Genomic DNA, 552 nt, shown 5'->3' on the forward strand with positions numbered 1-552 from the left:
GTCAGTCGTCCGACGCAGGCGGGGATCGGACTGTTCACTGGCATGATCGTTTTCGCGACCGCCCTCGGAGGGGTTTTCGCCTTAGTCTATGCTTGGGCGCACGGGCGTCTGTCGGACCTTAGCCCCCTGGCAACCGCTGGGGCGATTGCGGTCCTCGGCTATGTTTCTGTGACCTTGGTCCCGGGGCTGAAATACGCCGCCAACCCGCCTGCTGTCGGCAGCCCAGAGACGATCGGCATGCGCACTGGGCTGTACTTTCTGATGCTCGCAATCTCTATCGCCGGGATGGTGGCGGCGGTGGTTGTGGCGCGGCGCGTGACGGACCACCGGCTTGGCTGGCTGGCGGGCGGGGCAACCTACGCGGGTATCGTCGTTCTCGCGGCGCTGATCCTGCCTGCGGTGAGAGAGGTTCCTGCCGATTTTCCGGCGGAGGTGCTGCAGCAGTTCCGTACTGTCTCGCTGCTCCTCAACGCAATTCTGTGGGGCGGAACCGGACTGATCTTCGGCTGGCTGGTCGGGCGCGGAACCCCTTCATCGATGCTATCGAAGGCC

Annotated in this window: 1 protein-coding gene; it reads left to right on the plus strand. The window is 64.7% G+C overall.

The genetic code is table 11. The annotated features are described in order from the left end of the window. A partial coding sequence (locus tag CK240_RS17880) for a CbtA family protein (RefSeq protein WP_095641563.1) occupies window positions 1-552 on the plus strand: 552 nt, incomplete at both ends.

The sequence above is a fragment of the Paracoccus salipaludis genome, assembly GCF_002287065.1.
In the GTDB taxonomy this organism is placed as follows: Bacteria; Pseudomonadota; Alphaproteobacteria; order Rhodobacterales; family Rhodobacteraceae; genus Paracoccus; species Paracoccus salipaludis.